This window comes from Flavobacterium sp. N502540, assembly GCF_025947365.1.
GTDB lineage: Bacteria > Bacteroidota > Bacteroidia > Flavobacteriales > Flavobacteriaceae > Flavobacterium.
In genome coordinates this window covers 3,311,475-3,335,761 of the sequence record NZ_CP110012.1, presented here as the reverse complement: position 1 = coordinate 3,335,761, position 24,287 = coordinate 3,311,475, and the positions used below count along the sequence as shown (strand labels likewise).

Annotated in this window: 20 protein-coding genes; 6 read left to right on the top strand and 14 right to left on the bottom strand. The window is 33.1% G+C overall.

All coding sequences use genetic code 11. The annotated features are described in order from the left end of the window. Positions 1-345 precede the first annotated feature (345 nt). The 3 genes from OLM58_RS14080 to asnB (OLM58_RS14070) form a co-directional block, all read right to left on the bottom strand. Positions 346-3,081, bottom strand: a complete 2,736-nt coding sequence (locus tag OLM58_RS14080; protein WP_264529417.1) for a M16 family metallopeptidase — start codon at positions 3,079-3,081, stop codon at positions 346-348. A gap of 361 nt (positions 3,082-3,442) precedes the next feature. Continuing rightward, positions 3,443-5,059: an asparagine synthase B gene (asnB, locus tag OLM58_RS14075; RefSeq protein WP_264529416.1), complete on the bottom strand. Its 1,617-nt coding sequence runs from the start codon at positions 5,057-5,059 to the stop codon at positions 3,443-3,445. Between the two features lie 314 nt (positions 5,060-5,373). Continuing rightward, a complete protein-coding gene (gene asnB / locus OLM58_RS14070; RefSeq protein ID WP_070906979.1) occupies positions 5,374-7,050 on the bottom strand; it encodes an asparagine synthase B in 1,677 nt (558 codons plus the stop codon). A 489-nt stretch (positions 7,051-7,539) separates the two neighbouring features. Here asnB (OLM58_RS14070) and OLM58_RS14065 point away from each other — a divergent pair, with 489 nt between their 5' ends. Genes OLM58_RS14065 through OLM58_RS14055 form a run of 3 tightly spaced genes read left to right on the top strand, consistent with a single transcriptional unit; the run spans position 7,540 to position 8,871 of the window. Continuing rightward, the gene (locus tag OLM58_RS14065; RefSeq protein WP_264529415.1) at positions 7,540-7,968 is read left to right on the top strand and encodes an SRPBCC family protein; all 429 of its coding nucleotides are present in this window, start codon (positions 7,540-7,542) and stop codon (positions 7,966-7,968) included. Further along, the gene (locus OLM58_RS14060) at positions 7,961-8,377 is read left to right on the top strand and encodes an EVE domain-containing protein (RefSeq protein ID WP_264529414.1); all 417 of its coding nucleotides are present in this window, start codon (positions 7,961-7,963) and stop codon (positions 8,375-8,377) included. Before OLM58_RS14065 ends, OLM58_RS14060 begins: the two co-directional genes overlap by 8 nt. Positions 8,378-8,415: 38 nt before the next feature. Beyond that, positions 8,416-8,871, top strand: a complete 456-nt coding sequence (locus tag OLM58_RS14055; protein ID WP_264529413.1) for a MarR family winged helix-turn-helix transcriptional regulator — start codon at positions 8,416-8,418, stop codon at positions 8,869-8,871. A 13-nt stretch (positions 8,872-8,884) separates the two neighbouring features. Here OLM58_RS14055 and OLM58_RS14050 read toward each other — a convergent pair whose 3' ends face one another. The 6 genes from OLM58_RS14050 to OLM58_RS14025 all read right to left on the bottom strand — a co-directional run bounded on the left by OLM58_RS14050 (position 8,885) and on the right by OLM58_RS14025 (position 16,547). Beyond that, positions 8,885-9,334 (bottom strand): hypothetical protein, encoded by a 450-nt coding sequence (locus tag OLM58_RS14050; protein ID WP_264529412.1) that lies wholly within the window; start codon positions 9,332-9,334, stop codon positions 8,885-8,887. Positions 9,335-9,397: 63 nt separating this feature from the next. Next, positions 9,398-9,745, bottom strand: a complete 348-nt coding sequence (locus tag OLM58_RS14045; protein ID WP_264529411.1) for an SH3 domain-containing protein — start codon at positions 9,743-9,745, stop codon at positions 9,398-9,400. A gap of 262 nt (positions 9,746-10,007) precedes the next feature. Then, entirely contained in the window at positions 10,008-10,538 is a 531-nt protein-coding gene (locus OLM58_RS14040) for a GNAT family N-acetyltransferase (RefSeq protein WP_264529410.1), read from the bottom strand. 150 nt (positions 10,539-10,688) lie between these two features. Beyond that, positions 10,689-12,440: a TonB-dependent receptor gene (locus tag OLM58_RS14035; protein WP_264529409.1), complete on the bottom strand. Its 1,752-nt coding sequence runs from the start codon at positions 12,438-12,440 to the stop codon at positions 10,689-10,691. A gap of 120 nt (positions 12,441-12,560) precedes the next feature. Further along, positions 12,561-13,424: a PhzF family phenazine biosynthesis protein gene (locus OLM58_RS14030; RefSeq protein WP_264529408.1), complete on the bottom strand. Its 864-nt coding sequence runs from the start codon at positions 13,422-13,424 to the stop codon at positions 12,561-12,563. 108 nt (positions 13,425-13,532) lie between these two features. After that, entirely contained in the window at positions 13,533-16,547 is a 3,015-nt protein-coding gene (locus OLM58_RS14025) for a tetratricopeptide repeat protein (protein ID WP_264529407.1), read from the bottom strand. A gap of 363 nt (positions 16,548-16,910) precedes the next feature. Between OLM58_RS14025 and OLM58_RS14020 the strand changes: the two genes are divergently transcribed. Genes OLM58_RS14020 through OLM58_RS14010 form a run of 3 tightly spaced genes read left to right on the top strand, consistent with a single transcriptional unit; the run spans position 16,911 to position 19,418 of the window. After that, positions 16,911-17,594, top strand: a complete 684-nt coding sequence (locus OLM58_RS14020) for a cell division ATP-binding protein FtsE (RefSeq protein WP_026109865.1) — start codon at positions 16,911-16,913, stop codon at positions 17,592-17,594. Next, positions 17,594-18,481, top strand: a complete 888-nt coding sequence (locus tag OLM58_RS14015; RefSeq protein WP_264529406.1) for a glycosyltransferase family 2 protein — start codon at positions 17,594-17,596, stop codon at positions 18,479-18,481. Before OLM58_RS14020 ends, OLM58_RS14015 begins: the two co-directional genes overlap by 1 nt. 1 nt (position 18,482) lies before the next feature. After that, positions 18,483-19,418: a glycosyltransferase family 2 protein gene (locus tag OLM58_RS14010; RefSeq protein WP_264529405.1), complete on the top strand. Its 936-nt coding sequence runs from the start codon at positions 18,483-18,485 to the stop codon at positions 19,416-19,418. Here OLM58_RS14010 and OLM58_RS14005 read toward each other — a convergent pair. The 5 genes from OLM58_RS14005 to OLM58_RS13985 all read right to left on the bottom strand — a co-directional run bounded on the left by OLM58_RS14005 (position 19,405) and on the right by OLM58_RS13985 (position 24,287). Beyond that, the gene (locus tag OLM58_RS14005; protein ID WP_264529404.1) at positions 19,405-19,824 is read right to left on the bottom strand and encodes a sugar 3,4-ketoisomerase; all 420 of its coding nucleotides are present in this window, start codon (positions 19,822-19,824) and stop codon (positions 19,405-19,407) included. The genes OLM58_RS14010 and OLM58_RS14005 overlap by 14 nt on opposite strands. Continuing rightward, positions 19,814-20,641: a glycosyltransferase family 2 protein gene (locus OLM58_RS14000; protein WP_264529403.1), complete on the bottom strand. Its 828-nt coding sequence runs from the start codon at positions 20,639-20,641 to the stop codon at positions 19,814-19,816. Before OLM58_RS14000 ends, OLM58_RS14005 begins: the two co-directional genes overlap by 11 nt. A gap of 149 nt (positions 20,642-20,790) precedes the next feature. Then, positions 20,791-21,876: a glycosyltransferase gene (locus tag OLM58_RS13995; RefSeq protein ID WP_264529402.1), complete on the bottom strand. Its 1,086-nt coding sequence runs from the start codon at positions 21,874-21,876 to the stop codon at positions 20,791-20,793. 34 nt (positions 21,877-21,910) lie between these two features. Beyond that, positions 21,911-23,185, bottom strand: coding sequence for an O-antigen translocase (locus OLM58_RS13990; protein WP_264529401.1), 1,275 nt, complete (start codon positions 23,183-23,185; stop codon positions 21,911-21,913). Position 23,186: 1 nt separating this feature from the next. Continuing rightward, on the bottom strand, positions 23,187-24,287 hold the full coding sequence (locus OLM58_RS13985; RefSeq protein ID WP_264529400.1) for a DegT/DnrJ/EryC1/StrS family aminotransferase: 1,101 nt from the start codon (positions 24,285-24,287) through the stop codon (positions 23,187-23,189).

The following is a 24,287-nucleotide window of genomic DNA, read 5'->3' as shown; positions in this document are numbered from 1 at the left end:
TTCTAAAAAATGTATTTATTGTCTAACACGCAAATATATAAAAACGCAAATTATATATCCGTTAAATTACTATTTAAAGCACTTAAGTTATCAACACAATTGTCTGAAAAACCTAAAAATATGCCTAAAAGAACACTTAAATTCCAATTTTCTTAAATTCCAAATTCCAAAAAATTAGAATGCAGTAAAAAATCAATTGATTTTATAAAGCCTAAATTGCAAAACGCCCATTTTTTTAAACCGTATAAAAAAACCGAAATAACATTCTAAAATGCATTTCGGTTTCCTTGAATTTAAAACTCCTTAAATTGGAATTTGGATTTTTTAAATTGATTTTTCTAAACTTTATTGTTTTTTATTAAAATCTCCCGCATAAATAGAAGTCATTTTATCTAAGCTTAAGTACTTTTTCACAACCGCATTTACCTCTTCGATTTTCAAGGCTTTAACTTTAGCTTCCAGAGTATCATAATCTTCCAGAGGAACTCCGTATTGCAGATAAACATTCGTCAAATCCATTAAAGTTCCGTCATCACCCAATCGGGTTTTTCTTTCATTAAGCCAGCTCACCAGATTTGATTTTAGCTCTTCTGCTGTGAAGCCCTCTTTTAATGCTTTTGCAATTTCTTCTTTTGCAGCAATCTCAACGGCATTTTTCTTAGTTGGATTTAAAAATGCGTAATAAGCCCAATACGAAACATCATTGGTGACAGGTACGTTTACAAATGATCCTGCTCCATAGCTGATTCCTTCTTTTTCTCTCAATCGCATCGGTATTCTTGCACTTAAAAAACCTCCGCTTCCTAACATTTCATTGGCCATCACAAAAGCAGGATAATCAGCATCTTTCTGAGTCATTTTAAAACTGATTTTCCCCATTGCAACAGCATTTTCCTTATCTGGAGTAATATAATCTTTGTCTATTTTTTTAGTTTCAAAATATGTCGGTATTGCTCTTTCATATTTTGATTTGGAATTCCATTTACCGAAAGCACTTTCTAAAATCTGAGCCGTAGATTTGGCCTCTAAATCTCCCACTACAGTCCCTACTCCATTATTTCCTCCTAAAATATTTTTATAGAAATCAACAATTTCAGGCTGTTTTATCTTTTTGTAAGCATCAATTTGCTCCTGAACAGTCGCAGTGTAGAAAATACTCTCTTTTGAATATTTAGAGGTTTGTTTGGAAAGCTCGATAAATGCCACAGAATTAGGATCATTTAAACTCGATTCTAAATAAGTGTTATATTCACTGATTGTTTTGGTTAACTCATTTTGCGGAAAGGTAGCATTAGTCAATAAATCTCCTAAAATCTCCATTACTTCCTTAAAACTTTCTTTATAGGTACTAACATTCACGGTTAATGTTTGTCCTGAAAAACCAAATGACAAACTTGATTTCAAAAGGTCTAAACGATCACTAATTTGTTCTTTCGTACGTGTAGTTGTACCGGTCTTTAACAATTGAGCTAAAATAGCCCCAACATCTGCTTTTCCGGATAAATCCTTTTCATTACTTACCGGAAATTTAAATGCTGCCTGAACTTTTCCTCCTTTAATTTCTTTTTTAATCAAGCCATACTTAGCACCGTTACTTAGCTTTCCTTCAACAAAATTTTGTTTCAGATTCTTAATAGAAGCTTCAAACGGAGCTGCTTCTTTTTCAAGTGCTTTTCCTTTGTAATCTTTAGTAAAAGCCGCTAATTGCTCGTCAGTATATTCAACCGGCTTAACTCTTTGTTCGTCTTTTGAAGGAATAAATACTCCGACAGTCCTGTTGTTACTTTTAAAATACTTTTCAGCAACTCTTTGTATGTCTTCTTTTGTAAGTTTTTCGATTGCATCTCTATACAGGAAACCTAATCTGTAATCACCTGCACCAATAATTTCGGTAAGATTTATGGCAAAAGAAATGGTGTTATTTTTAATCCCTTCAATTTGCTTGATAATTTTAGCTTTAGCTCTGCTTACGTCTTCATCTGTGTATTTGGTTGATCCAATTTTATCCAGTTCGGCTCTTACCAGTTCTTTTGTCGACACTACATCTTTATCGTTAGGAACAGCTACTCCAAAATACACAAAACTGGCATCTCTGGTGGTTGGCTGCCAATAATAAATACTGGAAATCTTTTGAGTTTCTACCAGTGATTTGTACAAATAACCAGATGGATCGGCTGTTAAAATTTCACCCAGAGCATCAATTGCTGCATAGTCTTTATCTGCATAGGCTGCGGTGTGATACAATGCTCCGATATTTTTGCTGTCTCCGGCTCTTTTCAGCTCCACGTATTTTTCGCCATCTTGCGCCGGCTCTATTGTATACGTTTTATCCAAAACTCTTTTAGGTTTTGCAATGCTTCCAAAATATTGACCTACATATTGTAGTGCTTTTTTCTCATCAAATTTTCCGGCGATTATCAAGGTTGAATTATCCGGCTGATAATATTTCTCATAGAAAACTCTTAGTCTGTTTGCTTTTACGCGTTCAATATCTTCTTTACTTCCAATGGTACTTTTCCCGTAATTGTGCCACAAATAAGCCGAAGAAAGTATTCTTTCCTGCAAAACACCGTCAGGGTTGTTCTCTCCTATTTCGAACTCGTTTCTCACTACAGAAAACTCTTTGTCTAAATCAGTCTGTAAAATAGTCGCATTGATCATTCGGTCTGCTTCCATTTCAATACTCCATTTCAGATTTTCATCATTCGATGGAAAAACCTCATAATAATTGGTACGATCCAGCCAGGTTGTACCATTAGCAGCCCCTCCTTTTTCAGAAAGCATTTTTTTAATATCTCCAAGGTTTTTGGTACTCTTAAAAAGCATGTGTTCCAATAAGTGAGCCATTCCTTTCTCTCCGTAACCTTCGTTTCTGGAACCAACATTGTAGACAATATTCACCACCATATTACTCTGGGAAGCATCCGGAATCAAGAGCACTTTCAATCCGTTATTCAAAGAATATTCTTTTACTCCTTCAACATTTTTAATATATTTTGGCGCGTCAGTTTTTTGTGCGTACACCGGACTTAACGAAGCTAGTGAGCAGCACAAAACACTGCTAAGCAATAAGTTTCTCATAGGTAAAGTTTAAATTGGTTAGTTATTAATGGTAACCAAATATAATATTTTTCCTAAACACGGTGAGCGATAATTAACTTAGTTTTTAGAAATGTTCAAAGATTCAAATCTTAATTTTCAGGTTTCAGGTTTCAGGTTTCAGGTTTCAAGTTTCAAGTTTCAAGTTTCAGGTTTCAAGTTTCAGGTTTTAGGTTTCAGGTTTCAAGTTTTAGGTTTTGGCAACTAAACGTTTTTCTTCTTTCAAATCATAAAAAAAAATCCGGAACTACATTTGACATGTTTTTCCGGATTTTTTTTAAAATTTATTTTCAATAATAATTTTGTTCCATCTATTAAGAAACAGCACTCTTTGCATATTTTATTAAGCAATAATTCCTGCTTTCGAAGCTTCAACACCTGCTTTGACGTGCGCTTCATTAGCTCTTCCGCTTGGATCCTGATTTTCCTGCCATTTCGGTATCCATTTTCTAACGGTTTGTGCTGAACTAACTTGTGGATAGAATTTATGAAAAATTGATCTGTACAGATAAGCTTCCTTAGTTGTCGGTGAATTATACGGAAATTCGACACTTGCTCCTGCAAGCTGTTCGTCTGAAACCTGTCCGGCGCAGAATTCAATCAATTCATCTACCCAGTTGTACCCCACTCCATCCGAAAACTGTTCTTTTTGTCTCCATAAAACTTCCTCTGGCAAATAAGGGTCGTCTGGCGTATCAAAAGCTTTTCTTAAAATGTATTTTTCAATTCCATCGTATGTTTTGGGTTGTTTTTCTATGGTTTTAATTCGGATTGACGCCTCTAAAAATTCTTTGTCCAGAAACGGAATTCTCGCTTCCAGTCCATGTGCCATTGGTATTTTATCGGCACGCAACAAATCAGCAGTAAACAATTTTTGTACTCTTTCGATAGTTTCATCCTGAAATTCCTCTGCCGATGGTGCATTTCTAAAATACAAATGACCTCCAAAAACCTCATCGGCACCTTCACCGGAAAGAATTACTTTAATTCCTTTATCAGCAATTACCTTTGACAACAAATACAATGGCACTCCTGATCGCACCGAGATGATATCGTAAGTTTCAATATGATAGATTACTTTTTCTAAAACCTCGATTCCTTCTTCAACTGTAAAATAGATTTCGTGATGTTCTGTCCCTAAAAATGCTGCCGCAGATCTTGCTGCTTTATTATCAGGTGCATCAGCATCTAATCCGATAGAAAACGAATGCAGTTTTTCTCCGTTTTCTTTCAATAATCGCGCAGCAATTGCTGATGTTAATGAAGAATCTAATCCTCCTGAAAGTAATACTCCCACAGGAACTTCGCTCATTAAACGTTTACGGGTTGCTTCAATTAAAGTATTACGAATTAAATCTAAATCTAATTTTTGATTGGCTTTGGAGTGGTCTTCATATTCGGGATTGTAGTATTTTACAAAACCGGTTTTACCGGTATAATAGTGCCCCGGAGGAAAAGTTGAAAAGGATTTGCACTGATCTGAAATGGACTTCATTTCTGATGAAAAATAAATTCTCCCTCTCTCATCCAGTCCATAATACAACGGTTTTACACCAACTGCATCTCTGGCAGCTATATAATTATCTCCATCAACAATTACAAAAGCAAAATCACCATCCAGCATATGACAAAACTTATGTCCAAATTCTTCATATAAATGCACGATAACTTCTGAATCTGATTTTGTTCTGAAGCTATGCTCTTTTAAGACTGTATCTTTTAGTTCCTGATAATTGTAGATCTCTCCATCATGTACCATCCAGGCCTTGTTAGTTCCCTGAATAGGCTGCTTACCTGATTTTAAATCAATAATCGACAAACTTTCATGGCAAATAATACTGCCATTTTCCATAATATGCAAATCACTTTCATCAGGACCACGATGCGACATTCTTGCAGAAAGCTCTTTTACGAGTTGTGGGTCTTTACCTTTACCTATAACAGCTAATAATCCAGACATACTGTTCTATATTTTTTATTATTCTCTTTATTTTTTTTATACATTAAATACGTTAATCCAGTATTTAATGTTTTTCTAATGTTTGGCTAAGCTAAATATTATTTCTGAATTTTATGTACTTATTCAGCTACATTTTTAGTTGTTTCCATTTTTATTTCAGCGAATGCCAAATATAAAAAAGTAAAATCAGATCATTGCTTAAAAAAACTATTAACTAACTGAAATAATACATTTTAACATTCTAAGACAAGAAAAACGTCCCCAGTACTGAGAACGTCTTTCGAAAATATATATACTAATTCTAAAAATACTTTTTATGCTTTAGCGTATGCATCATCATGCACACTGGCTACAGCTCTTCCTGAAGGGTCATTCATGTTTTTGAAAGCCTCATCCCATTCTAAAGCGATTTTTGTACTACATGCTACACTTGCTTCCTGAGGTACGCATAATGCAGCGGCATCACTTGGAAAATGTTCTGCAAAAATAGAACGATAGTAATATTCTTCTTTAGATGTTGGTGTCTGCAATGGGAATTTATACTTTGCATTGGCCAGTTGTTCGTCTGAAACTTCTTGGGCTACCACTTCTTTCAAAGTATCAATCCAGCTGTATCCGACACCGTCTGAAAATTGTTCTTTTTGTCTCCAGGCAACACTTTCAGGCAACATGTCTTCAAATGCTTTACGAACTACCCATTTTTCCATTGGATGCTCTTTGTTGATCATTTTATCTTGTGGGTTGATTCTCATGGCAACATCCATGAATTCTTTATCCAAAAACGGAACACGTCCTTCAATTCCCCAGGCCGCTAAACTCTTATTGGCACGTAAACAATCGTACATGTGTAATTTACCTAATTTACGAACGTTTTCTTCGTGGAATTCTCTCGCGTTTGGTGCTTTATGGAAATACAAATACCCTCCGAACAACTCGTCTGCTCCTTCTCCTGACAATACCATTTTGATTCCCATTGATTTGATCACTCTCGCCATTAACCACATTGGTGTCGAGGCTCTAACGGTTGTTACATCATAAGTTTCTAAGTTGTAAATCACGTCACGAACAGCGTCCAATCCTTCCTGAATGGTAAATTTAATTTCATGGTGAATGGTTCCGATATGTTTTGCTACGACCTGCGCTGCTGCTAAATCAGGTGATCCTTCTAAACCAACTGAAAAAGAGTGCAATTGCGGATACCACGCATCTGTTGTATCATCTGACTCGATACGTTTTTGTGCAAATTTTTTGGCTACAGCCGAAGTAATAGATGAGTCCAAACCTCCTGAAAGTAAAACTCCGTAAGGAACATCACTCATTAATTGTCTGTGAACTGCTGCTTCAAGCGCTTTTTTGATTTCAGGAATACTGGTTTCATTATCTTTTACAGCTTCATATTCTGTCCAGTCTCTTTTGTACCACTGCACAAATTCGCCATCTTTACTAGTCATATAGTGTCCCGGAGGAAACAATTGGATTTTTGTGCAGTACCCTTCCAAGGCTTTTAATTCAGAAGCAACATAGAACGTTCCGTGCTGGTCCCAACCAATGTACAATGGAATAATTCCCATGTGATCACGAGCTATAAAATACTCATCTTTCTCTACATCATAGATTGCAAATCCAAAGATTCCATTCATTTCATCTACAAAATGAGGTCCTTTTTCTCTGTAAAGTGCTAAAATTACTTCACAGTCACTTTCGGTCTGAAAGTTGTATTTTCCCTGAAACTGTTTGCGTAATTCTCTGTGGTTGTAAATTTCACCATTTGCAGCCAAAACCAATTTTTTATCCTCCGTAAACAAAGGTTGTTTTCCTGAAGCCGGATCTACAATTGCCAGACGCTCGTGTGATAAAATTGCTTTATCATTGCTATAAATTCCGCTCCAGTCCGGTCCACGGTGACGGATAATTTTAGACATCTCTAATACTTGAGGTCTTAAAGTTTCGGCTTTTTGCTTTAGATCAAAGGCACATACAATTCCACACATAACACTATATTTTTATTTTTAAACTTCATTTTGATAAAGCAAAGATGCAATATCAGTTATAATTGAAAAACACATATAGCTATTTTAATTACAATTTAAAACTAAAAACACATTTTTACATATAAAACATAAAATTTCAGCTTTTAAAAAAGCCTCAAACTTAAAATTTTCAATATGGAACCAAAAAACGCTTTAAAATTGAAATTTTAACATAATTCTTTGAATTAAGTCTTTAGATTACTCAAATTCGTTAAAAGTTTCATAAAAAGAATAGCAAAAACTTTTCAAAAATTACTATTTACTCAATATTTTCATTTCGAGAAACGAGAAATCACCACGAGAAGCTCGACAAAAATTGACAATATACATTGCGGAGTTACTTGCGGGGATTTCTCGTTTCTCGAAATGAAAAACTCTGAAAAAAAATAGAAAATAATTTCATTTTTAATAAGTACACTTACTATATTTGTACTTATTAAAACAAAAGATATGTGGACAAAATCGTATTCTATAACTACAACACAAGTTACCAAAGAGCAAATTTGGAAACTGACAACAGATATTAATAACTGGAAAAAATGGGATGACACTGTTGAAGATTCTCAACTTTTAGGAGAATTTAAAATTGGGAATTATTTTCTTCTTAAACCAAAAGGGGGACCTAAAATAAAAATAAAACTTATTGAAATTGTTGAATACAAAAAATTCACTGATTTAACCACTTTCCCGCTTGCCAAAATGTATGGAGAGCATACTTATGAGGATACTGAAGACGGACTTAAAATTTCTGTTACGATGACTGTCAAAGGAATTTTATCATTTTTGTGGGTAAAATTAGTTGCCAAAGGAATTGTTAAGCATTTACCAACTGACATTGAAAATCAAATTGAAAGTGCAAAAAAAATCAACAATGAGTAGATATTGGATTGCTACTATTTCAAAAAAACATGTAAAACTAGCCATTAATGGTAATTTCATTCAGGTCTGTCATGGAAAAGAAGCCCCTTTGAAAAGAATGAAACAAGATGATTATATCATAATATATTCTTCTAAGATAACAATGAAAGAAAATAAAAAGTACCAAATGTTTACTGCTATAGGAAAAGTCATTGATGATCATATTTATTCCTTTCAAATGACAGAACAATTCAAGCCATTTAGAAGAAATATAGAATTCTTAAAATGCAATGAAGTTTCTATACTTCCAATAATTGAAAATCTTGAATTTATCCCGTACAAAAAACATTGGGGTTATCCATTTCGATACGGTTTCTTTGAAATAAATAAAAATGATTTTAACTTTATAGCTTCAAAAATGATTTTATAATGAGAGGATCTTCATAAATTTAAAATAAAAAACTTAAAATGACTAAATCAACAGATAACACTTTTAGTGTAGAGAAACCAGACGATAGTTCTGGTTTTTTGTTGTGGCAGGTAACTAATCTATGGCAGCGAGAAATTAAAAAAGCTTTAGAACAATACAAAATAACTCATTCACAATTTGTGCTTATGGCGAGTATACACTGGCTTACTCTTCATAAACAAGAAGTGACACAAATTATACTATCGTCACACACAAAAATAGATCCAATGACAACTTCTACAGTGCTTCGAACTTTACAACAAAAAAAATACATTAAAAGACAAGAACACGCTACAGATACCAGAGCAAAAGTTGTTGTACTTACTGATTTAGGCAAAGAAATTGCAAAAAAGGCAATCGTAACTGTAGAAAATTTTGATAAAAAATTCTTTTCGATATTAGGTTCAGACACTAAAAATCTAAATAAAAATCTTATCGCATTATTAAAGCAATAATAAGCTTCGTTTATTATTCAACACTTTCAATAGTATAATGCGTCTTATTAATCTCAAACTGAAATTCAACTTTATTCCCCATTAAATGGGCGCCTAAAGGAGATTGAGGTGAAAGAGCAATAACATTTGTGCCTTCAATATTAATTTTAGGAAGTGCCACACTTACATACAAAAAGATTCCGTTGGCTTTTACCAAACTTCCCGAAATGATATTTTCGGTTGTTTTTGAAGCATCAATTTTGTCTAAAACTGCTTTTTGAGTTATTGCTTCTTTCAATTTATTCGTTAATTTTTCCTGCTCAATATGCATCATAGACAAAGCGGTTTCATGCTTGTCTCCGGCAGACCCCTTTGCATCGTTTTTAGAATCTTCGGTCAGAGCCGAAATCATATCTCTAAAAACATCAATTCGATCCTGAACCATTTGCAGGTAATGTGTGTGTATTTTTTGTTTGAAAGTCATTTTTTTTAGGTTCTGAGTTGCAAAGGTGCAAAGGTTAAAATTAGAAATGAAAAAAAAACACGCTTAACCTATTATTTCATCAGGAATCCATCCTTCATCATTACTTATAATTTTTCTTGCCCATGTCCAGCCGTTTAAACTTTTAATTTTTAAAATTTCATCGTCTTTATCAACATCGAGCTCTTTTGCAGTGTAATATTCTAAAACTTTAGCCTCTTTATTATCCTCAGAAATTTCAAGTATCTGAATGGGTACCCAGCCTCCATTAATTCCGTTATCTGCCCAAATCCACCCTTTCCACTTTTCTTCTGTTTCCTCTTCTCCTAATTTTACAATCTCACCCTTATCGAGAGTAATAGGATTTTTATATTGTGTTTTATAGGTTTCAAGAATTTTAAATACTTCTGTCATTATACAGCTCTTTTAATGAAATGAGTTTTTTTGGAGGTACTGAGGTTCTAAGTTGCAAAGGTGCAAAGGTTTTATACAGTCTCAAAAAAGATAGCCACAAATTCACAAAAAAATATTCACGAATACGTAGATTAAAAAACTTTATACCATTTTCTCTCTCGAATCTTTCCTAAAAACTAAACTTATAGTTTACCCCAACTACTAAAGATACTGAGCTTCTAAGTTACAAAGTTGCAAATGTTTTTTCTCTTTGTTTTATTTTTTATTCAAAGAAAGCCGTTGGATAAACTACTTTTCCGCTTACTCCTGACAATCCATTTTCGGTTAAAGGAATCACCATGCAATTTTCTGCCGGAACATCGAAAGGCATTTCGATATTGTATTTTTCACAAAGTTCATAACCAAATCTCGGATAATAATCGGGATGTCCTAATAAGATCACTGATTTATATCCTAATTCTTTCGCGACTTCATGAGCGTGCACGATAAGTTTCGAACCAATTCCCTTTCCTTGAAATTTTGGTAACACTGAAACAGGAGCCAATGCCAAAGATTCAAAAGATTCTGTATCGTTTTTAATTTCTAATTTCGTCAATAAAATATGCCCTGCCATTTCATTCTCCACTTCGGCAACAATAGATAATTCCGGAATAAAAGCATCCGATTTCCTTAATCTTTCAACCAAAAACTGTTCTCTATGGTCACTATATTCTTCTTTTTCAAAAGCTTTCTCAATGAGGTTAAAAACACTTTTGTGATCGTTTTGATTTTCTTGTCTGAGTTTAATTTCCATTTTTTTTAAGGCACTAAGGTTCTGAGATGCAAAGATGCAAAGGTTTTTTATACAGTCTCAAAAAAAATAGCCACGAATTCACAAAAATAACTAATACTATTCGTGAATTCGTGGCTTAAAAACTTTATGCCCTTGTATCCAGAACCTTTTCTAGAAATCGAATTTGTAGTTTGCTCCAACTACTACCTGAAATCCTTGTACCGGATAATTCAGCCATTTTTCATAGGCCTGATTCCCTATATTATTCAATTTCAGGAAACAGGTCAAACGCTCGTTGTATTTATAACCCAGATGGGCATTGGCATCAAAATAGCTTTTTAGTGTTGTAATCACCGGATCGGTTCCTAAATTTACATTCGACTGCATGTCTTTTCGTTCTCCCACAAAGAAAACATTCAGTCCCGCATACCATTGTTTCGTGATATTTACATCCAGATTAGAACTCAATTTCATAGAAGGCAAATTCCATGCTTCTATACCATCATATTTGTAACTGTTGAAGGTTCCATTGATTCCGAAAGAAACATTTTGAGAAAAATCAGCTTTTAATTCCCCATAAAAACGGAAGGTTCTGATATCATCGTAAATCACTCCAAAAGAGTTTCCAAAACCATAATTTTGATTAGAAAAATCTTCTGTGTAATCGTTGCTTCTGTATAGTGCTTTATCTTTTTCATTTAAATAAGAACCGGTAAGATTGTAACTGACATTGTTGGCCAACTTTCCTTTTAAACCTGCAAAAACAGTATATTGATTATTGGTAGGTTTCACTAAAAGTGTTGGAGATAAAAACGGATTTTCAGTCACAAAATCAGCATAGGAATTTTGATTTAAACCTCCATTTACTCCTGTATAAAAAATCATCAAATCTCCTACCAGCTTATAGGAAGCATTTACTTTTGGATAAATATAAAATTTGTTTCCGCTGTTTTCAGAATCCAAACCATAAAACAAACCCGCTCCCAACTCCAGTGTCCAATCATTTTCTAACATTACAAAACTTGGTTCAATTCCAAAATTAGTCAGACTGTATTTCAAAGGCTTCGTATTATCATACGCATAATTATGTTCGAAAGATCCGCTTACGTGATCTACAATAATATTGGTATTGATGGCCTGGTCCATTATATCTACCTTAAAAGAAGGTTTTACATAAAAACGGTTTTCTGATGACGAAAAACTATCTGAAAAATGCGTAAACTTTGTCGAAATCTTACTGAAAACACCTTCCGTAAAAGCAACATTACCACCTAAAGAAATGGTATTATACGAATGATTTGGATTAATTCCTCTTATTAAATCATCGCGCATTTGTCCTGCTAAAGTTGACCCAAAATCAGCCGGTAAACCGTACCAGTTGTACAATTGATTCTGATAACCCAGATCGACATTCCATGACATATCACGATTGTTTACCCCATATCCTACATTCAATGCTGTATCATAAAACTCATCGTTTAATTCTACTCCTTTAATTCCTCCCTGAGAAGAATGGTGACGAAACATACCTGCCACATAATCGTTGTTTCCTAAATCCTGATTGACAAATAATTCAGCGTTTAAAGTTCCGTAATTCCCTACTCCTAGCGTAGCATAATTGTTAAATAATTTTTCTTTTTTAGATTTCTCAACACCTTCCGCTTTTCCTTTTGAAGGCGTAAAGGTAGAGGCGACAGGAACAGATAAAATACTGTACTTTATCGTTTCTTTTGGCTGATTTCCGCTATCGTCAAGCGAAGGAGTTTCTTTTACTTTGAAAGCATCTGAAATCGTTGGCGAATAGGGCTTTACTACGTTTACTGTCTCTGTACCGATTGTTTCATTCTTCTTTTGCGAAAACGAAAGCTGGACAACAAACACTACTAGTAAAATGATGATTTTATTCTGGCAATTAATTTTCATATATCTTTTTTTTGAGAGGAAAGAGAATAGAATAAAGAGTACAGACTTCCCTCCTTTTCTTAATTTTCTTTTTACTCTATAATTCTACCTTCTTTATTCTATTCTCTTTACTCTATTTTCTTAAACTTCCCACTCTCCTTTTGCAACAAACTGAGCTTTCCCTCCTATTTTGATATCAAATTGATTTTCGGTCAATTTCCCTTTAAAATAAATTTGAGACGGACGATTGATATAATCTCCCTGATAATTGATCATTTCAAATTGCGGTAAATGATATTTTAAAAGAAAAGCCTGTAAACAAGTACTTGCGCTTCCGGTTGCTGCATCTTCAACCAATTGATTGTGTTCGATACACAACATTCTGCTAAACAATTTTGAGTCTTCCAGATAATAAAAATACAAGGCTCTGTGAGCTGTTTTGCAATTGTTTTTCATCCATTCATCTGCTTTATCTTTATCTAAAACCAAATTTTCCAATGCTCTTTTATTGCTCAGTCCAACCATCACAAAAGCACTTCCGGTCGTTACTTCCTGAATTGGGAATTGATTCTCGAAATCTTCTTTTTTCAGATTGCTGAATAAGGTGAAGTCTTCCTTTGCATAAATATCCCAAAACTTAGGCTGTGCTGCTTTTAACCAAATTAAATCTTCAGACTGATGAATCGGAATTGGTCCAATAGGAACTTCTAATGTGATATTCTCAGGGGAATTATCAAATATTTTGTTGATTAAAACCCATGAAGTTCCAATTATAGGATGTCCCGCAAATTGCATTTCATGAGCAGGGGTAAATATTCTGATCTCTGCTTTATTTTTTTCTTTGTCAAGCTTTGTTATAAAGGTGCTTTCTGCAAAATTAATCTCGCATGCTATCTGCTGCATTTCTTCAGTACTTAGATTCCCCGCTTCCGTAAAAACAGCTAACTGATTTCCGGTATATTTTTTATCGGCAAAAACATCAACTATATAAAATGGTAAACTCATAAACTTTTTCTTTTTTTTTTATTTAGATGATAGAACCAAGATACAAGACTTCTATTCTATATTCTTGCCTCTTTACTCTTACATCTATTCTCTTTCTCCCTATAACACTTACTTCGTGATCGACGAATTCGTTTTCGACTCTTCTAGTTTTATAGCACTTAACTCTTTCTTAGCTTCTTCAACAACATCCGGATAATCGGTAAAATTGTTAATGACGTTGTCTAAAATATAAGTTGCCTGATAACTGTCTTTTAATCCGTAAAAATTCTTTGCCATCAGCACCAAACTTTTCGCTCCGTAATATTTGTAAGCCGAATAGTTTTTAGCCAGCTTTTGTACTGAAACATTTGAAGCATCAAATTTTCCTTCTTTAGTTTTAAAATAAGCATCATAGTACAATGCTTCCGCTGCTAATTCTCCTTTCGAAGTTGCCGATAATTTAGCATAGGCCGTTTTGGCTTTGTCTTCGTTTCCAGTTTGCATTGCCGCACGCGCCACGATAATTTGTGCATCGGCCTTTACATTTGCATCGGCTTTTGCGTTTTGCAATACTTTATCAGCATACACTACAGAATTGTCGTAATCTTTTTTGTCATAGTAACATTTCATCAGGTTGGCCTGTGCAAAGTTTTTATTCTGAGGAAAATCAGCTTCGTTTTCTAAACGTACTAAAACCGGGATCGATTGATCACAATCTTTTGCTTTCAGGAAAATCTGAGCAAGTCTGCTCAACGATTGCTCTGTAAATTCACTTCTTGGCTGATCAATTACATATTGATAATTTGTCACTGATTTTGTTTCCGATCCTTCGGCAAAATACAATTGTGCTAAATAAAAGTTAGCTTCCAGCGCATGCATTCCTTTCGGAAATTTACTCACATAACCTGTAAAACCAGTTATGGCTTGCTTACTGTTGTTCTGACTATATTGTTTGAAAGCCGCATCATAAGTATCATTATCCAATTCGGCATCAGTAACCGCAACAAAATCTAAAGTACGTACCCAGGTTGCATATTCATCCACCTTTCCTGAGTCGACATAAATCAATCTGGCAGTCGAAACGGCTTCTAAAGCTTCGGGAGTTTTAGGAAACTCTGCTGCTACTTTTTTAAACTTCACCAAAGCCTGATCATCACGATCTGAATTGTAATAAATCAATCCTTGCTTTAAAATGGCTTTCGAAGTAAAAGAACCGTTTTTAAATTCTGAAATTAGCTGATCGTAGGTTTTAAGTGCCTGATCGTTCTTTTTCTCTGTTACATAAGTATTCCCTAATTCGTATAAAGCATCATCCCGATAAGACGACTTTTTATACATCTGAAGGAAATTACTCAATTCATCGGCTTTCTTATCATTTTTAGACATAAATCCGTAAGAAATTGCTTTTTGAAACTGTGCATAATCGGCGTCAACACCTTTTGCTTCAATGGCTTTGGAGTACGCTTCATTTGCCGCACTGTACTTCGAACTCACAAATCGGCAATCGCCCAAACGCAAATACGAATCGTTCAAACGTACTTTGTCTTCCTTCGAATTGTCAATTTGTGCCTGAAAAGAATTCCCTGCCTGATCGTATTCTTTTTGTTTAAAATAAGCATAGCCAATATTATAATTGATGTTTTTATACTCATTAGTAGTTTTCGCTGCAGCCAACCCTGCAAACTGCTTGTAGCTTAGTAAAGCATTCTGAAAATCATCGGTCATATATTCCGTCTCGGCTTTCCAAAAAGTCGCACGAGCCGTAAATTCAGGAGTCTTTTGTTCGCTGACAGCGTTTTTAAACATTTTCCCTGCTTCGGGATAATTAGATTCATTGTACAATTCTAAACCTCTGTAGAAAAGCACTTTTTGATAAGCCGCTTTATTCTCTGCCGACCTGTTTTTTTCTAATAACAAAAGTGCTTCTTTGTAGTTTTTAGAAGAAATATAAGAATCAACCAATAATTTTTCTACCTCAGATCTGCTTGAATTATTTGGATATTTCTTTAAAAAATCAAGCAAAATTCCTGGTACCGTTTGATAGGCATTCCCAATTTCATAACTCAGTTTTGCATAATTTAACGCTGCGTCTTCCTGAATTTGCGCATTGAAATCCATTTCAGAAGCATTTTTAAACGCATTTAAAGCTTCCTGCTTTTTACCTGTATTTAAATATGCTAAACCTAAATGATAATAGGCATTTTGAGCGACAAAATCTTTTCCTTCAATAATTTTATTGAATTGGGAAATTGCTTTTTCATACTCTTTTTGTTCGTAATACGCATATCCCAATTGATAGAAATCGGTATTATTCCACTTCCCTTTTTTACCGGCATATTGCTCTAAAAACGGAATCGCTTTACCATATTGCTTTAAATTGAAATAACTTTCTCCAATAATTTTGTTCAGTTCTGACTTTTCCAAATCATTCGATTTACTCATGGCTTTTTGCCCCAAATCGATTGCTTTTTGGAAACTCCCCAACTTAAAATTCATGTCGGCCTGATAATACGAAAGCTTTTCTTTGTACTTTTCTTCGCCTGAAACTTCATCAAAATATTTCGTTGCTTCTTTATAATCATCTCCTTCATACGCCATAAATCCCAAGTAATATTTGGCCTGAGAACCAAAATCAGCAGAATTTACCACTTTGTTAAAATAAGTAGTCGCTTCCTTTTTCTTTTTAGCACTGAAATAACTGTATCCTTTCTGAAAATTAAATTTATCCGAGTCTGATTTGCTCATGTAACTTTCATCTACTTTATCAAACCATTGCAACGCTTTCGGGTAATTTCCCTGCTCAAAAAAATACTGAGCCACTTCAATATACGCCTGATTTTGTTTTGTACTTGTCGGATAATCGTGTACAAATTTCTCCATCAGCGCATCGGCATTTACTTTATTCGTTCGAATAGCGCAATTGGCGATATAATAAGCACAATCGGATTGAACTTCCTCAGTTGTTGCATTATTTTTTACATACTCGAAAATAAGTTGAGCCGAAGCATATTGTTTGTCATTGTACAAAGCCAGTGCTTTGTCAAAATCCTTTAAGTCGTAAGTATAAATAGCTGATTTTTGTGCCGAAACTATGGTTGAGAAAAGGATAATTGGGAGTAAAAAGAACCAGGGAAGTTTACGCATTTTAATTATATTTAGTATTCAAATGTATCATTTTATACCGTTTATAACGAAACGTTCCTTGACTTTATTATGAATAAATATTTTAATCGTAATTATTAAACCGCATAGTAAACGCCAAAAGATTGGTTCTCAAACTTTACAGAAATATTTTTCTGTTTTACAATTAAAATAACGATTCTGTTATGTTTGACATAGATTTCACAGCTTCTCACAGATTGAAAAATTAACTTTAATAAAAGGAATAAAATCATTCTAATTCTTTAATCTGTGGCTGTTTTTTTGAAATTCCTCACAGAAATGATTAAAATTTATTTTGAATCCAAGCGTTATCTTATTACTTTTACCATTCAAATTAATTTTATTATGTCGCAAACCGTACTGTCTCTTAAAGAAGTCACTATATATCAGGAAGGAAAGAAAATTTTATCTCACATTAATTTAGATGTTCAGCATGGTGAATTTATCTATATAATTGGAAAAACAGGTTCCGGAAAGAGTAGTTTCATGAAAACGCTTTATGGTGATTTACCTTTAACTGAGGGTGAAGGACATATCGTTGAATTTGATCTGGCGACTTTAAAAGAAAGTGAAATCCCTTATTTGAGACGTAAAATCGGAATTGTGTTTCAGGATTTTAAGTTACTTCCGGACCGTTCTGTAAAAGACAATATGCTTTTTGTTTTAAAAGCCACTGGCTGGTCTGAAAAAGAAGCCATGGAGCATAAAATCGATGAAGTCCTGGATAAGGTAGGCATGAAAGAATTCCTAAACAAGATGCCACATCAACTTTCAGGAGGTGAACAGCAGCGTGTTGCCATTGCAAGAGCCTTACTAAACGATCCTGAATTTATCTTAGCCGATGAGCCTACCGGAAATCTTGATCCGCAAACCAGCTCAGAGGTTCTTGAAGTACTTAAAAAAATCAATGCCAACGGTAAAACAGTGATCATGGTGACCCACGATTATGCTTTACTGATGAAATTCCCGTCTAAAACCCTAAAATGTGAAGACGAAAGAATTTTTGAAGTGGTACAACGCAGCGTATAGTGCTATCTATTTTAATTCCGGTTTATAACTATGATGTTTTGCCGCTTGTTTTAGAGCTGAAGCATCAGGCTGATAATTTAGGAATTGCATATGAAATTATCGCTCAGGATGATGCCGGTACTAAATTTATTAATGAAAACAACCAGATTAATTACTTAGAAAACTGCTCATTTTTTGTTAATAAAGAAAATTTAGGCAGAGGTAAAAACATCAATTCTTTAGCCCATAAATCAAAATATGAATATGTTTTGATTATGGAAGCCGATGCTTTACCAAAGAATGAGTTTTATCTCAAAAATTATATTCATTTATTATCAAAAGCACCTAAAGTAATCTTCGGAGGTGTTGAATATCCGGACACAGTTCCTCCCAAAGAAAAATTACTTCGATGGAAATATGGAATCAATAGGGAAATCAAATCTTTAGAACACAGATTTAAAGACAATTATGATTTTGTATTTACATGGAACTTACTTCTAAAAAAAGAAATCCTTTTGCAGTTTCCTTTTCCTGAATTCGTGAATGAATATGGCTATGAAGATTCTATTTTTATACAAAAACTTCGATTAAATTCTGTTCCGATTACTCATATTGAAAACATATTAATTCATCATAATCAAGAAGATAGTATTGATTTTATAAGAAAAACTGAAAGCGCTGTCAAAAATCTTCACAACCTGATTTCTTCTCGAAAAATAGATTCAAAAGATATTAAACTAAGCAGGATTTATGCCTCTTTAAAAAAGTTTCATCTAACAGGAGCTTCAAGGTTAATTTACGAAAAAAGCAAAAACATGGTACTCGCTAATTTAATATCAAAAAAGCCTAATCTGTACCTACTGGATTTTTATAAATTAGGTTATTATTGCACTTTAAAAACCAAGTAACATGGCATTTTTCTCTGTCGTCATTCCATTATACAATAAAGCTGATTATATCGAAAATACGATAAAAAGCATTCTCGATCAAACTTTTACAGATTTTGAAGTAATTGTAATAAACGACGGATCTACAGACAATAGCATGGCAAAAGTCCAAGGGTTTAATGATGACCGTATACAACTTTACAATGAAAAAAATCAGGGAGCCTCTATAGCAAGAAATCTCGGGATTGAAAAAGCAAGATGTAATTACATTGCTTTTTTAGATGCGGATGATTTGTGGGCACCTAATCATCTGGAGACATTAAAAACTTTAATAGAAAAATTTCCGGACACGGGTATTTTTGCTTCGCGTTACGAGTTAGTATTTAGTAATGGAAAAAATTATGTTCCAAAGTTTAAAGGAATCTCTACTGCTTTTGAAGGCATTATTCCGGATTTCTTTGAAACCAGTTTGCCTTATCCTATTGCTACCTCATCTTCAATTGTAATTCCGAAAAACATATTTACAGAAATAGGTGATTTTAAGCCCACTATATCTAGTGGCCAGGATGTGGATATGTGGATTCGAATTGCCTTAAAATATCCGGTTGTATTGAGCAATAAAGTTACAGCATCTTACCTTCATTACATCGAAAACAGCCTTTCGAAAACCCCAATACTGGAAAAAAAATTAAAGAATTTTGAGGACTATAAACAAGAAGAAAAAAGCAATCCAAGCTTAAAAAAATATCTTGACGTTTACAGGATAGAATATGCTTTACAATATAAAATTGCCGGTGAGAACAAAAAATCGAAAGAACTGCTTCGAAACATCCTAAAAGAAAATATTTCTTTTAAAACTAAAGTTATATACTGCCTGCCCAGATACGTGTTAATACCATTACTCAAAATAAAAAGACTTTTAAGAAAAAATGGTTTTAACTTTTCTATTTATCAGTAGTCTTTTTCGAGCACATAAATTCATCAAAATCTCTAATGTAATCGTCTTCTAAATAAACTTCTGAAGCTACTACTAAACAAACTGCGCCTGAAGAAAAATTCCTTAACTCTCGCCAAATACCTGCTGGAATCAGCAATCCAATATTAGGCTTGTTTAATACTATAGTCTTTTCTGAGATTCCATCATTCAAAATAACATCAAAACTTCCACTTAAAGCCACTAAAAACTCTTGCAAGTCTTTGTGTGAATGTCCTCCCCTTTCTGATCCGCTAGGAATATCATAAACATAGTAAACTCTTTTGATTTCAAAAGGGATAATATCTTTTTCGATTACTGATAAATTTCCTCTTCGATCTTCAATTTTAGGAAGTGAAATCAACTTTATTTTACTCTTATCATTTTTCATAATTTATGGCTTCAATTTTTTGTTTCCCTTTATTAAAATTATCAATCGCTTTAAAAAAAAGATTTATTTTCATTTTTTTTTGTTTTATATCGAAAAACATCTTTACCATAAGCCAAAACACACCACTCTTCTCTAAAACTCTTTTTACTAATCCTCCATAAATATAGTATCTTCGCAAACTTCCTATTTTATCTGAAGACGTCAATCCATAATGGGCTACAATAACCTCATTTTCAAAAACTATTTGTTGATTTTTCCTTTTTAGATCAAACAAAAAAACAGTCTCTTCTCCCATTTCAAAACTACTCCCTAAACCAAAATTCTCATCAAATCTAATTCCTATTGAATCCAATTTTTCTTTCTTTATTGTCATTTCAATAGAACTGACATTTAAAATTTCCATCGTATTTAATTGTAGTTTTGAGTCGGTAGGATATTTTTTTAGATAGGCCCCATTTTCTTTGATTGCACAAAAATTTACTATCGTCGCTTCATACAATTTACTATGTGCAACAATGATCTTTTCGATAAAATCCTTTTGATAAGTTATATCATCATCTGCAATTATTAAAATTTTTCCAATTGCATTTTCTATTGCTAAGTTTCGACTCTTTGACAAACCTATTTCTAAGCTATTAATCACCCTAACAGAAGGAAATTCAGAAGATAATTTATTCGTTTTAGTCTGATTTATTATAAGGATATTATAATTAGAAAAATGTTGAAAAGGAAACATTTGAAGTAAAAAATCAAGACTAATTTGATTCATTGTAGAAACCAAAATCTCACAATCATTTTCTGTAAAAGTCTTTATCATTTTTAATTTTATACTCACAAATATAAATGTTTTTTGATAGCAAAATTAAAACTGAATAACGGAAAAGATCTTGAAAAACTATTATCTATAAAAAGGATAAAATCTTAGAATAATTTAGTATTTCAAATTTTCTTTCTAGCGATAAAATACTATTTACTATTCCAAAAATCAATATATTGCTGAGCCACTTTTATATAATTATGATGTTGCTCAACAAACTTTCTACTATTATATGAGATTTCAGGAATGCTTTTTCTATTCTGTATTAATTCTTCCAACTTAATGTGAATATCCTCCTTTGAAGGAAATACATTAACAATTGGATGATTATCACTTTCCTTTAACAATTCATAAATTTCAGGTTCTCCCCCACCTATTAAAACCAAACCTTGCGCCATGCCAATCAAGCCATTCATCGCGGGGGTATATGAATAGACTTGATCTAATATTACATCCGATTCCGACATAGTTTTAACATATTCATTCCAAGGTAAAGAAGTTACTTTATTTACTAAAACTTCCTGAGGGTAAGCTTTCTTGATTTTCATTACTTCTTCAAGAAGCAAATCTGTACCTTTCAGCTTAGTTTTGAGCTTTTGAATACCAATAAAAAACTTAATTTTATCCTTCTGAATTCTTTTTTCCTTATAAGAAAGCAAATCGGTATTGATAGGCAACGGAATATAGTCTAATTTGTTTTTATAATAGGGTTCATATGCTTTATAGTATTCGTACAAACAAGAAATTATGCCATTACAAGTTTCTGCAACTTCAATATTAGCTTCTTGAAATTGTGCCCCCAGCCATTCGCATTTATATATATCAAGAGGTTTTTCTCCAACAAATAAATCCGTATATCTAAGTGTTTTATTCTCGATACATAACTTCTCCCAAAAATAATCCGTTCCAAACGCACCTAAAAAAACTTTCTCATTATTTTTTAATAAATACCTATAAAAATTAAGGTTCCTTTTAATATTTAAATCTAAAAATGAAGGATTTTTAATTTGTACAACATCATAACCTTTAAATTTTCTAAAAACACGATGAACTTTTCCTAAATATTTAATCGAGTTATAAAAATCATATCCTGAACGGAACAAATTAATATCTCTGTCATTTTCCATCCATTTGCACCCATCTGAAGTTACTGTAACATCGTGACCTAATACTCTTAGCCCTTGTGCTAATGTAGAATGAAGAGCACTGTATTCACCTAATAAAAGAATTTTCATATTGTTACATGATTATATTACTCATCAAAAAAAATTAAAACAAACTTTTCCTAAAATAAATCCCCAAAATTATCAAATAAATAAAATTATCTAATGCCTGAGCTAAAACTACCCCCTGAATTCCTAATAAAGCAACTAAATAACTACTAAAAAAATATAAGACAAGAAGAGACGTAATTTCTGAAATTATAAACGTTTTGGTAATTTTTTTTGCAAAAAATTGAAACCCCAAGATCCATGAAGCTGCTCTTAAAACATCACCAATTAGTTGCCAAAAAAACAAGGTTGTAACCGGTAGAAATTCATCTGTGAAAAGTAATTTAACAATAAAAAAACGGGTGTAATAAATTACAATTAATGCAATTACAAAAGGAGGCAAAATATTTCTATAAAAACTCCAGAAAATTTTCTTTGTCTCCTGATTACTTTTGGCTACAGCCAATTTTGGCAAGAAATAAACAGACAATATTGTGGTCACAAACATCATATAATAATTTGAAATTCTGACAATTGTCTCCCAAAATCCCGCTTGTTCTAATCCAACTGTCTCAATTACATTCTTTCGTATTATTAAATAAACCAATGGCCCTAAAACTGAAGAGACCAAAGCCATTAGAGAATAAGACGATAAGTTCTTTAAAACATTAACATCAAAATAACGGAACCTGATTATTTTAAAAAAATTAAAATCCTTATTGATAAAATAAAATGTAGCAAAAAATAATAACGCTGGTGAAATAACTATCGATAGCAAAGCTCCCAACGTTTTAAAATTTAAAATCATATAAATGGAAACTAATAAACCTATTGCATTTCCCAATATATTAAGCCAAATTACTAACTTAAATTTCCCTAGTCCATTAATCAACGACAGTAAAAAAATAGAAATAGCATACCATGGCAAGACTAAAGCTATGGCTTTAAAAACTATATCATAATCGAAATTATTTCCAAAGATTTGATTGTTCCAAAATGATGCAAAAAAATATAAAACAAGACTCAAAACTAGAGTAATTGTCAACAAACTTATAAATACTGTCGAAACTATTTCTCGTAAACGAATTTTATTTTCTTTATTTTCAGCTACATATTTCACAATTCCATTTGTAAACCCTAAAGTAGATATGCTCTCTAATGATGACGAAAAATTTCTAAGATTACCTACCAAAGCCATTCCCGTCGGACCGATAAAAATAGCCATTAATTTTGAAGTAATAAATCCTATTCCTATTTTCAATAGTACGCTCAAACTATTTAAAGAAGTAATTTTAAACAGGTTAGTTTGTGTTATTTTTTTTACAAATCCCAATTTAATATCTATTTAAAACCTCAACAATAAAATCAACCTCAGTTTCCGTCAAAACAGGACTAATAGGCAAGCTTAAAACTTCCTGATGAATCTTTTCTGTAACAGGTAATGACAAATTATTCCATTCCAGAAGTGCCTTTTGCTGGTGTGGCGGAATTGGATAATGTATTAGGGTCTGTATCTTATTTTGGGATAAGTAGGCCTGCAACCCTTCACGATCTGAAGTTCGTATCACAAACAAATGAAAAACATGGTTATTTGAAAAATCCCAAAACGGAAGTACTATTTTTTCATTTTTTATTTCACTCAAATACCGTTTAGCAATTTTGCGTCGTCTATCATTATCGGCATCTAAATGAGGCAATTTCAGACTTAAAAAAGCGGACTGAAGTTCATCTAATCTTGAGTTTACCCCAATATAATCATTGTGATATTTTACCTCAGATCCATAATTGCGAAGCGAAAAAAGTACTTTTGCCAACTCTGCGTCATTTGTCGTAATGGCACCTCCATCGCCTAAAGCACCTAGGTTCTTTCCGGGATAAAAACTGTAAGCTGATACGGAGGATAAATTATTAATTGTTGATTGTTGATTGTTAAAAGCACCATGCGATTGGGCTGCATCTTCAACTATTAATAAATTATTACGGTCTGCAATTTCATTTATTTTGTCCATTTCAGCTAGTTGTCCATAAAGATGAACGGCTAAAATGGCTTTGGTTTTCGGACTGATTTTTTCCTCGATTAAATCGGGATTGATATTGTAAGTTTCTAATCTTGGCTCTACTAAAACCGGAATCAAATCTGCCTGTAAAACGGCCAGAATACTAGCGATATAAGTATTGGCAGGAACTATTACTTCATCACCTTTTTGCAGTTTCCCTAAAGCTATATATCCCTTAAAAATCAAAGTTAATCCATCCAAACCGTTTCCTGTTCCGATACAGTAATCTGTTTTGCAATATTTTGCAAAGGCTGTTTCAAATGTTTCCACTTCTTTCCCTAAAATGTACCAACCACTCTCTAAAACTGTTTTCAGTTTTTCCTGAAAAGCGGTCTCATAAGGTTTGTTTATTTTCTTCAGGTCCAGAAATGATATCAT

Excerpts from the sequence above, each read along its gene's own strand:
- OLM58_RS14080 (WP_264529417.1), bottom strand. The coding sequence starts at position 3,081 with ATGAGAAACTTATTGCTTAGCAGTGTTTTGTGCTGCTCACTAGCTTCG.
- asnB (WP_264529416.1), bottom strand. The coding sequence starts at position 5,059 with ATGTCTGGATTATTAGCTGTTATAGGTAAAGGTAAAGACCCACAACTC.
- asnB (WP_070906979.1), bottom strand. The coding sequence starts at position 7,050 with ATGTGTGGAATTGTATGTGCCTTTGATCTAAAGCAAAAAGCCGAAACT.
- OLM58_RS14065 (WP_264529415.1), top strand. The coding sequence starts at position 7,540 with ATGTGGACAAAATCGTATTCTATAACTACAACACAAGTTACCAAAGAG.
- OLM58_RS14060 (WP_264529414.1), top strand. The coding sequence starts at position 7,961 with ATGAGTAGATATTGGATTGCTACTATTTCAAAAAAACATGTAAAACTA.
- OLM58_RS14055 (WP_264529413.1), top strand. The coding sequence starts at position 8,416 with ATGACTAAATCAACAGATAACACTTTTAGTGTAGAGAAACCAGACGAT.
- OLM58_RS14050 (WP_264529412.1), bottom strand. The coding sequence starts at position 9,334 with ATGACTTTCAAACAAAAAATACACACACATTACCTGCAAATGGTTCAG.
- OLM58_RS14045 (WP_264529411.1), bottom strand. The coding sequence starts at position 9,745 with ATGACAGAAGTATTTAAAATTCTTGAAACCTATAAAACACAATATAAA.
- OLM58_RS14040 (WP_264529410.1), bottom strand. The coding sequence starts at position 10,538 with ATGGAAATTAAACTCAGACAAGAAAATCAAAACGATCACAAAAGTGTT.
- OLM58_RS14035 (WP_264529409.1), bottom strand. The coding sequence starts at position 12,440 with ATGAAAATTAATTGCCAGAATAAAATCATCATTTTACTAGTAGTGTTT.
- OLM58_RS14030 (WP_264529408.1), bottom strand. The coding sequence starts at position 13,424 with ATGAGTTTACCATTTTATATAGTTGATGTTTTTGCCGATAAAAAATAT.
- OLM58_RS14025 (WP_264529407.1), bottom strand. The coding sequence starts at position 16,547 with ATGCGTAAACTTCCCTGGTTCTTTTTACTCCCAATTATCCTTTTCTCA.
- OLM58_RS14020 (WP_026109865.1), top strand. The coding sequence starts at position 16,911 with ATGTCGCAAACCGTACTGTCTCTTAAAGAAGTCACTATATATCAGGAA.
- OLM58_RS14010 (WP_264529405.1), top strand. The coding sequence starts at position 18,483 with ATGGCATTTTTCTCTGTCGTCATTCCATTATACAATAAAGCTGATTAT.
- OLM58_RS14005 (WP_264529404.1), bottom strand. The coding sequence starts at position 19,824 with ATGAAAAATGATAAGAGTAAAATAAAGTTGATTTCACTTCCTAAAATT.
- OLM58_RS14000 (WP_264529403.1), bottom strand. The coding sequence starts at position 20,641 with ATGATAAAGACTTTTACAGAAAATGATTGTGAGATTTTGGTTTCTACA.
- OLM58_RS13995 (WP_264529402.1), bottom strand. The coding sequence starts at position 21,876 with ATGAAAATTCTTTTATTAGGTGAATACAGTGCTCTTCATTCTACATTA.
- OLM58_RS13985 (WP_264529400.1), bottom strand. The coding sequence starts at position 24,287 with ATGATATCATTTCTGGACCTGAAGAAAATAAACAAACCTTATGAGACC.